Annotated in this window: 8 protein-coding genes; 3 read left to right on the top strand and 5 right to left on the bottom strand. The window is 70.7% G+C overall.

Going from position 1 to position 9,342, the window contains the following annotated elements:
• Nucleotides 1–144 precede the first annotated feature (144 nt).
• Entirely contained in the window at nt 145–585 is a 441-nt protein-coding gene (locus tag ACFWX1_RS37355) for a MarR family winged helix-turn-helix transcriptional regulator (protein ID WP_378394545.1), read from the top strand.
• 33 nt (nt 586–618) lie between these two features.
• On the opposite strand, the gene ACFWX1_RS37350 is transcribed toward ACFWX1_RS37355, so the two are convergent.
• The 5 genes from ACFWX1_RS37350 to ACFWX1_RS37330 form a co-directional block, all read right to left on the bottom strand.
• Complete coding sequence (locus ACFWX1_RS37350; RefSeq protein WP_378394544.1) at nt 619–3,018, bottom strand: ATP-binding protein; 2,400 nt, start codon at nt 3,016–3,018, stop codon at nt 619–621.
• 505 nt (nt 3,019–3,523) lie between these two features.
• Complete coding sequence (locus ACFWX1_RS37345; RefSeq protein ID WP_378394543.1) at nt 3,524–4,138, bottom strand: TetR/AcrR family transcriptional regulator; 615 nt, start codon at nt 4,136–4,138, stop codon at nt 3,524–3,526.
• Complete coding sequence (locus tag ACFWX1_RS37340) at nt 4,135–5,496, bottom strand: M14 family zinc carboxypeptidase (RefSeq protein WP_378394542.1); 1,362 nt, start codon at nt 5,494–5,496, stop codon at nt 4,135–4,137. Before ACFWX1_RS37340 ends, ACFWX1_RS37345 begins: the two co-directional genes overlap by 4 nt.
• Before the next feature lie 133 nt (nt 5,497–5,629).
• A complete protein-coding gene (locus tag ACFWX1_RS37335; RefSeq protein WP_378394541.1) occupies nt 5,630–6,550 on the bottom strand; it encodes a LysR substrate-binding domain-containing protein in 921 nt (306 codons plus the stop codon).
• Between the two features lie 11 nt (nt 6,551–6,561).
• On the bottom strand, nt 6,562–7,515 hold the full coding sequence (locus tag ACFWX1_RS37330; RefSeq protein ID WP_378394540.1) for a LysR family transcriptional regulator: 954 nt from the start codon (nt 7,513–7,515) through the stop codon (nt 6,562–6,564).
• Between the two features lie 218 nt (nt 7,516–7,733).
• Between ACFWX1_RS37330 and ACFWX1_RS37325 the strand changes: the two genes are divergently transcribed.
• Entirely contained in the window at nt 7,734–8,417 is a 684-nt protein-coding gene (locus ACFWX1_RS37325; RefSeq protein WP_378394539.1) for a tRNA-dependent cyclodipeptide synthase, read from the top strand.
• Nucleotides 8,414–9,342, top strand: a 929-nt coding sequence (locus tag ACFWX1_RS37320) for a purine-cytosine permease family protein (RefSeq protein ID WP_378394537.1), incomplete at its 3' end; no start/stop codon positions are given. The genes ACFWX1_RS37325 and ACFWX1_RS37320, both read left to right, overlap by 4 nt.

Genomic DNA, 9,342 nt, shown 5'->3' with positions numbered 1-9,342 from the left:
CGGGGGGGCCGCCCCGGGGCGGGGGTCTCCCGGGACCCGCGCTGGCGGTGCGGCGGGCGGGGGGGCGCCCCCCCCGGCCCCCCGGGGCCCCCCCCCCCTCGACGGGCGCTGCACAGAGCACGAAAGGCGAGGAGCCACACCGGTATGAACAGCGCACCTCAGGCAGGGCCTCCCGCGGTCTCCGACCTGCTCTGCTTCGACCTGTACGCGACCTCGCGCGCGATCACCGGCTTCTACCGGCCCATCCTCGAACAAGCCGGTATCACCTACCCGCAGTTCCTGGTCCTCATGCTGCTCTGGGAACGGGATTCGCGGCCGATACGGGAACTCGTGCGGGAACTCGGGCTCGAGTACAACACCCTGTCGCCGTTGCTCAAACGACTGGAGAAAGCCGGTCTCCTCGTCCGCGTCACCCATCCCGAAGACGACCGCTCGGTGCTGGTCCAGCTCACCGACGCGGGGCAGGACCTGCGGTGGATCGGCACCGAGATGACCTGCCGGCTCGGCGAGGCACTCGAGATGGACGACGCGGAGATCGCTGCCCTTCGCCGCGTCCTGCACAAGGTCCGGCACAACGTCCACTGAGCTCCGGCCGCGTCCGGACCGGGCCGTCGCGCCTCACCGGCCGAGTTCGAGCAGGTGATGGCGAGTGCGTTCGGCGTCCGTGGCACGGTTCTGTGTCTGGTACAGCTCCAAAGCCCGCTGATACGCGCTGTGCGCGGGTTCGCTCTGGTCGAGGGCGTGGTGGGTGTGGGCGAGCCATTCGAGGGTGTCGGCTTCTTCGTAGGCGTGGCCGAGTTTGCGGTACACGCTCAGGGACTGCAGGTAGTAGTGCAGGGCCTGGTGGTGCCGGCCCGCGTGGTGGGCGATGTACCCGAGACTGTCCAAAATGGCCGCTTCACCCTCGGGATAGTCGTGCTGCCGCGCCATCGCCAGCGCGGCCGTGCAGTGGGTGCGGGCCTGTTCGCCGTGCCCCAGCCGTGCCTGGTGCCAGCCGACGTCGTTGAGCGCGCGGGCCTGGCCGAAGGGATTGCCCGCGGCGCGGAACAAGCGGAGGGCGTAGCGTGCGTGTTCCAGTGCGCGGGCGTCGTTTCCCTGCCGTTCCCAGGCACGCGCGAAGATGCGGTGGGTGTAGGCCTGCTCGGCGTGGTCGCCCGCTCGTTCGGTGAGCGCGAGGGCCTCCTGGAGGTGTTCGAGTGCCTCGGCGTGCAAGCCCAGCCGCGCGCAGGCGTTGCCCAGCCGTTGACGGGCCCGCACCAGGCAGGTTGCGTCCTCGATGCGGGTCGCCGCGGCCAGCCCGGCTCGCCACACCGCGAGATCGTCGTGCAGGCGGCCGCGGCGCCACAGATAGGTGGACAGGACCCAGGCCAGCTGCCAGACGAGCGTGGGCCAGTTCCGCGCCTCGGCCATGTTCTGGATGGCGAGCAGATTGGCGTGTTCGGCGGCGAACCAGTCCAGCGCGGTCTCCCGGTCCTCGAGAGGCTGGGCGACACAGCCCGCCGCGCGGTTCCGGAGCCGGGCCGGCGGGCGGTGCGGATCCAGCAGTTGCTGGCCGGCGAAGGCGGTGTGCAGGTAGAAGTCGGCCAACCGGCGCAGCGCTTCGTCGCGGGCGGCTTCGGTGAGGTCCTGTCCGGCATGGCCGGCGGCGTCCAGCTGGATGAGGTCGTGCATCCGGTAGCGACCGGGCAGATGCTGCTGCAGCAGGCTCGCGTTCTCCAGTTCCCGCAGGAGCACCCGGGTCCGGCCGGCCGGTCGCGCGGTGAGGGAGGAGGCGGCGAGCACGCCGATGTCCGGTCCGGGAACCAGGCCGAGGAACCGGAACGTGTCGGCCGTCTCGTGCGGCAGCGCGTGGTAGGAGCAGGACAGCACGGCACGGACGTTCGCGGTCAGGTCGCCGGTGTCGAGGGCGTCGAGCCGTGCGGAGCTGTCCCGGAGTTCTCGTACCAGCGTCGCCAGCGGGAAGTCGCTGTGCGTGCCGGCCCGGGTGGCCACGATGCCCAGTGCCAGCGGCATTCCCGCGCAGTAGGTCAGCAACTCGGCGACCGCGCCGGGTTCCGCGGCGAGGCGGTGGGCACCCAGGTGGCGGCCGAGCAGTCCCTTGGCCTCGGCCTCGGGCAGCACGCCGAGGTCGAGCAGCCGGGCCCCGTGTGTGGTGACGAGGCTGGTGAGCCGGTGGCGGCTGGTGATCAGGACCGCGCAGGCCCGCCCGCCCGGCAGCAGCGGGGCGATCTGGGCCCTGTCCCTGGCGTTGTCCAGGACCACCAGCAGCCGTTTGCCGGCGACCAGGCTCCGGTACAGGCCCACCTGGGCTTCGAACTCCGCGGGAAGGGCGTCGTGGTGGACACCCAGCGCGTCCAGGAAACCCCGGACGGCCAGATCCGGCTCCATCGGGTCGTCCACCGCGTCGAACCCACGCAGGTTGACGTACAGCTGGCCGTCCGGGAAGCGGTCGAGGTGCTGATGGGCCCACCGCAACGCGAGCCAGGTCTTGCCGATGCCGCCGGGGCCGCCGATCGCGCGGATGACCGTTCCGGTGCCGTCCGGGGATTCCTCCAGCGCGGCGTCGAGATGGGCGAGCTCGCCGAGCCTGCCCACGAACGGGCGGGGCGCGGCGGGTAGCTGGCGCGGCACCGCGCGCATCGCCGGGCCGGGGGCGGCGGGCGGGGTGCGGGCGGTGCCGGGATCGGCGGCGAGGACGCGCCGGGGATCCGGGCCTGCTTCCGCCGCGGGCGGCCCCGGTGTGTTCGCCTCGATCCGGTTTCGCGCCGCGATCCAGCGTGCCACCCGCTCGTCGCCCTCGCAGGCGCGGATGAACGCGGCCACCGTCTGGGGACTCGGCAACGCGTTCTTCTTCAGCGCACCCGCCAGCGTGCTGCGGGGCAGGAATTCTCCGGCGTCGGCCGCGCGCTTTTCCAACTGCCGATAGGTGTACCCGGACCGTTCTTTGATCTTCCCCAGCAGGAAAACGAACTCGGCGGCGTCGCGAGCGGCGTCCGGGTGAATGCCCGTATCGTCCACACCTCCATGCTCGCGGCATTCGGCGCGCAGTGGCAATAGGCTGTCCGGAACAATGTCCGGGCAGCCGCCTGACCAGCGCGGACAGCCCGGCTTGTCCGGGACGGCCGTCTGCCGTTGCCGGTCCCGCGAAGCCGGTGGCACCATCATTGTCAGCGGGCCGGAGAACCTCCGGTTCCGGGCAAAGTTCGAATTCCGGACAAAGGGCCGTCGTCTTCGGGCGCCGCCCGTGACCGGATGAGTGTGTGTGGTGAAGTAGCGAGGGGGGAGAGGCACCGCGGTGTCGATCGTGACTCGGATCTGCTCGTTTCCGGGAGAACAACGGGAATATCGTGCGGGCCAATAGCTCGGCGGCGTGGTCATGCCCGGTTCCCGGTCCCGGCGCGCGGTCCCCTGGATGGTCACGCTGGTCGACGACGTCGCGGGGACGAGGCTGGCCGGCGTGTTTCGCACCTCATGCCGGCCAGTCCGTCCACTTCGGACCGGACGGGCCGGACGGTCCCGCGGTTCACGGGGCGAGCAGGTGCGCGAGGGCGGCGGTGGCATCGACGACGTAGTGCTCGGCGACGGCGTCCGGGGTGCGGATGGCTTGCTGGGCAAGGCCGATGGTGAGGGCGCGGACGGCGGGGGTGAGGCGGGCCGCCTGCGCGGGGGTGGTGCGGCGGGCGGGCCTGCGGCCGGGATCGATGACGCGGCCGGTGAGCAGATGGGTGAGGAGTGCGGTGATCTCGCTCGCGTGCGTGGCGATGGCATCGGCGAGTTCTTCGTCGTGTGCGGCCAAACCGGCTGCTTCGACCTCGAAGGCGTACCAGTGGGCGGCGTTCTCGTCGAGGGCGAGCCGGTAGGTGACGAGTGCGTAACCCCGGAGTGCCTCGTGGAGGGTCAGGTCCTGTTCGGTCAGCTCGGCGAGGCGGTCTCGCAGGAGCCGCGCCAGGTGCTCGACGGTGGCCAGGAGCAGCTGCCGCTTTCCGCCGAACCGGGAGTACACCGCGCCCGTGGTCAGGCCCGCCCTGGCGGCGATGTCTTCCAGTCGCGCGGCCCGGTAGCCGTGCGCGGCCATCTCGGCGAGCGCGGCTTCGATCAGCGCGGTGTTGTTGCGCTGTCGTGATTCGGCGCGTTTCACCGGCCATCCCGGCCGACGGCGTCGCCGAGGCGCCGCACCGTCGCGAGCGCGGCTCCGATCTGGACCGCGACCACGTCACGCAACGGGAAGGGATCGGCACACAGGGCCTGCTCGGCGTCCGCGCACCATCGGTCGAACAGGCCGGAGGCCTCCTGGGCGGCGGCGCGCAGGATCGACGGCCGGTTGCCCGCGGCCTGCTCGACGCCGAGCTGGCGTTGTAATAACCCCGCGCACCGAAGCCGCACCATGTGCACGACACAGTGCGCGGCGAAGGATTCGGCGACCGTCGCCTCCCGCCCGGCGACGGCGCCGGCCATCCTGCCGTAGGCGGTCGTCAGCGACGAGCTGTGCTCCAGGGTGTCGGCGAGGGCGGGGCGCATCGGTGAAGAAACCGTCAGCTGGGGCGAAACCCGTTGGTACACCGTGCTCAGCGCACGCGCGTCCGCTTCGAGCTGTGCCGCGTTCTCGCGCAGCACCTCGGCGTAAGCACGCCCGCTCGCGGAGGGATCGGCGGCGCGCGGGTCACGCCACAGCGGCACCTCGGTGATCAGCGTGGTCGTGCCGTGCCGTTCGGCATAGTGCGCGCTGGAGCCGCCGAGCCGCGCGGATCCGTCGGGACGCGCGGTGGCGGCGGCCAGCTCCCGCGCGGGCGGCATCAGGTACACCGCGGGCGCGGCCGCCGGCCAGCCGAGCGTGTCGATCGGACCCAGTGACAGCGGGACGTTCCGGGCGTGCGCGACCTCGGCGAGGTCGTCCGCCACACCGGGCACGTCGTGGCTGAGGATGAAGAAGACCCCGCCGAAATCGGCATTGTGCAGGGAGTACTGGAAAACCGGGCGGAGTTCGTCGATGACCCTGGCCAGTGCCTGGGTCTCGGGCAGCGTCCGGTCGAAATACGCCCGCTCGTCCAGGACGGGGAACGTCCACTCCGGCTGGTCGGGGACGGCCGGGCGGAAGAAGTTCCGGTGGTAGTGCCGGATCGTGTACGGACCGCCGAACCAGTCTTCGTTCAGGCGGGTGGCGTCCGGATCGAGGCAGGGGAGGAAATGCCAGCTGTAGCCCGCCTCGTCGCGCAGCGCGGGGTCCTCGGCCACGAGCCGGGCCAGGTGCGGCACCGTGAGCAGGCCGATGGGCTCGTTGGGGTGCGGGCCACCGATGATCAGCGCGTTCCGGGGGCCGTGGCCCACCGAGAGCATCCGCAGCGGCTCACCCAGCCGGGAGGTGCCGATGCGGCGGAGCCGGCAGACCCCGGGGTGCTCGGCCGCGAGCGCGGCGACCTCGGCGTGGAGTTCGTCGACAGCGGGGATCCGGTCCATGTCCGGCAATCCGCTCAGCCGGTCCGTGACGAGCCCGCTCATGTCGTCCCCCAGAATGATAATCCAGATTATTACCGTAATCGAGATTATCAACGATGTGCGCGGAGCGCCAGTGAGGCTCGTTCCGGTGGCGACCTCGGCACCGTCCACTCGGGACGGAACATGCCCGGCGGAATCACCAAGGGCACGTGGTGGTGAGCGCGCGCAGGTATTCGGTATGCGCTTGCCCGGCGGCTTCGGCGGCACGGAGTGCGCAGCCGCCTGCCGGTCCGCCGGGTGCCCAGGCGAGCACGAGCGTCGACGTCGTCGCCGCGCAGCGCAGCGGGCGGTAGACGGTGTCCGGCATCGGAGTCCTCGGTGGCGAGGTCACGGTCGGGATGCCCGCGCCGTGGCCGAGGCAGAGCGCGGCCCATTCGCTGGTGGCGTACTGGAATCGCGGGTCGGCGCCGTCGTCGGCGCAGGCCGCGAGCACCGCGAGCGTCAGCGGCTGGACGGCTTGATCGAGCAGGACGCACCGATGTCCGGACAACGCGGACGGTGACACCGCGTCCGGGGTGCCGAGCACGTGACCCCGCGGGATGCCGACGACGAGCGGCTCGATGGCCACCGACGACCAGGCGAGCGGGGCGGGCAGGGAAGCACTGCCGGTGTTCTGCCGCAGTACGACGAGGTCCAGTTCGTCGCGCGCCAGCGCCGTGGCCAGTTCCGTGCCCGGTTCGTCGATCAGCACCGACAGTTCGGTGCCGGGCCGCAGCGAGGCGAGTTCCCGGACGAGCTGCGGCAGGACCGGTGTCGCCACCGCGCCGATCCGGATCCGGTCCGGCGGGGCGTGGCCGCCCGCCCGCGCGGCGGCCAGCATCCGGTCGAACTGCGGCAGCACCACCGCGGCGTGGGCGAGCAGCACCTCGCCCGCTTCCGTGAACGTCGTTCCCGCGGGTCCCTCGGTCAGCAGTTCGGCGCCCACCATGCGTTCCAGCCGGTGGATCCGCACCGCGAGCTTCGCCTGCGTGGTGCCGAGCAGGACCGCGGCCGCCGCGACGCTCCCGGCCTCGGCGACGGCGGTGAGGATCTTCAGCTGCCGCAGCTCGATGTCCACTCCGGCGCGGGTCAGTTCGTGCGCGCGGCGAGCCGCCGCAGTGGCGCGGGGAACACGCGCGGGCCGGTGTGCAGGCCGCGGCTGTCCCGGTAGGCGTCGAGGATCACCCCGGCCAGCAGGCCTGCCCGCGACGCGATGGGGCTGTCTTCGCGGTAGAGCAGGAAGTGACTGGTCCGCATCAGCAGGTCCGAGATCGGCCGGTGCACCACGCCCGGCGCGAGCGGGCGCAGTGTCTGGATGAGCGTGACGTCGCCCTGATAGCGGACGATCTCGTCGCGGGGGCCGGAGACCGGGACGTGGTGCGCGATGAGCGGGGAGAAGCCGAAAGGGTGGCAGACCCGCGCGAGGAACTCGCGGCAGCGGTCGGGGCCCGTCGACGAAATCCACCGCTCGTGTTCGAGTTCGGCGAGCCGGACCGAGTGTCTCGACGCGAGTGGATGCCAGTCGGGGAGCATCACGAGCAGGGGGTCGTCGGCGAGGTCGATCCGGGCGGTGTTCGCGGGTGTCGTCACTTCGCACTGTTCGGACAGGACAGCGAGATCGAGTTCACCGTGCTCGAACCAGCTGAGGATTTCCGCGGTGGACTCGGCCGTCCTGATCTCCGCCTGGTCGCCGGTGCCGGTGGCGTCCAAGGCGTCGAGCAGGGGCCCGGCCAGTGCGGTCGCCGACCAGCCCACCCGCAACGCTTTGGCGCGCTGCGCGCATCGCTGCGCCAGATCGGCCCCGATTCTCGCCGTGCGGGCGAGAATCCCGTCCGCGTAATCGAGGATGAGCCGCCCGAACGGGGTGGGGCGGACGCCGGTGCGCTCGCGTTCGAACAACGCCTGGCCGAGCAGCTCTTCGATTCTCCGCAGTTCCCGGCTGAGGGCGGGCTGCGGGAGTACCAGCTGCGCGGCGGCGCGATTGAGGCTGCCCGCTTTCGCGACAGCCTGGAGGTGGCGCAAATGCTTCAGTTCCAGCTCCACGACTGATCACCGTATGGCAGGAGTACCCGCGAGTGCACCGGCGAAAGTGTGATCGCCACCCCTACCAAAGTAGGAAATCCTCTTTCCGAAGTCCGGGGCTCGCGCGACCGCGAAGGCATAGCCCCCTGGCATTAGCCGACCTGCCGGGCTCCGGCGACAGTAGGCACATCCACTCGCGGACACCGGGGAAACCGGACCAGGAAAGGTGGAAATCTCTCATGTTCGAAGCGAGTCCGCTGTCCTCCGGCTGTGCCCGGCTGTTTCCGGGCACACCACACGCCTGCGTCGGGGTGAGTCCGTTCAACGGCTATTTCACCGCGGAACGGCTGGTCCGGCTCGCCGCCTGGACGGCGGACAATTTCGACGACTTCCATTTCTTCGTGCCGGACGATGTCACGGCCTACACACTCGAAGCGCTCGGCTATTCGCCGGCGCGGGCGAAACAGAAAGCGCATCGCCAGTCGTGTCACGTACACAACAAGATCACCACCGCGTTGACCACGCTCGGCGTGCCCGATCCACCGAGCCGGATCCTCGGTATGGCGCGGCTACGGGAGATGCTGGCCTACCGCCGCGTCGCGCACGAGGTGGAGAAGCACTTCGAAACCGACCCCGCATTCCGCTCCGCTTGCCACAACGCTTCCACCTGGGTCCTGCAGGGAAAACTGGGCGACGTGCCGCATGACGGAACGCTGCGGCTCGCGGTCCGCTACTTTCTCGCCGAACTGCCGTTGTTCGCGGCCTCGGGGCTGATCACCGGGAACACCGGGTCGATGTTCGTCTATCACCAGCGGGTGCCCTTTCTGCGGAAGTTCTTCGATCGTGAATTCGCTTTCCGGCCGCATCCCGGACAGGGGTTCCTTGTCGTGCGCGAACCGGTACTGGAAGCGGCGGGCCGATGACGAACCGGCATGACGATTACTCGTTGACGCGCGTCCCGGCGCACGCCCGCCGGTCGTGGCCTTCGGTGGCGGTGCAGCGCTTCGGGCAGGTCTCCTCGTTCCAGCAGTTCATCGTCGGCGCGATGCTCGGGTACGGCATGACGTTCTGGCAGGCGGTGCTGGCGATCACGATCGGTTCGGTGCTGCTCGAGGTCATCACCGTGCTGCTCGGCATCGCCGGTGTCCGTGAGGGACTGTCCACTTCCGTGCTTGCCCGCTGGGCCGGGTTCGGCCGGAAGGGATCCGCGCTCGTCGGCCTGCTCGTGGCGCTGAGCCTCGCGGGCTGGTTCGGCGTGCAGAACGGCGTGTTCGCCCACGGGATGCACGCGCTCGGCGGGACGGTGCCGGAGTGGGTGTGGGCCGTGCTCGGCGGCGTCGCGATCACCACCATCACCGTGTACGGCTTCCGCCTCATGGCCTGGGTCGGCTACCTGACCGTGCCCGCGTTCCTCGTCCTCGCCGGATACTCCATTGTGGACACACTGGGCAGTCATCCGCTCGGGGCACTGGTTTCCGGTCCGCCGCCGGGCCCGCCGCTCTCGCTCGGCGCGGCGACCACACTGGTCTCCGGGGCGTTCATCCTCGGTGCGCTGATGACCCCGGACATGACCCGCTTCAACCGCACGCCGGGCGACGTGGTCAAGCAGACGCTGATCGGCGTGACGCTCGGCGAGTACCTCATCGGGCTGATCGGGGTGCTGCTGGCGCACGCCACGGCCTCGGCCGACATCGTCGGCATCGTCACCTCCTCGTCGGGAGTGCTCGGCACCCTGGTGCTCGCCACCGCGATCTTCAAGATCAACGACTGGAACCTCTACTCGTCGTCGCTGGGCCTGGTCAACGTCGTCGACGTGCTGTTCGGCCGCAAGGTCGGCCGCGTCCGCGT

It is taken from the genome of Amycolatopsis sp. NPDC059021, assembly GCF_042739895.1.
GTDB lineage: Bacteria > Actinomycetota > Actinomycetes > Mycobacteriales > Pseudonocardiaceae > Amycolatopsis.
The sequence above is the reverse complement of the archived record's forward strand: the minus strand, read 5'-3'. Positions and strand labels throughout refer to the sequence as shown.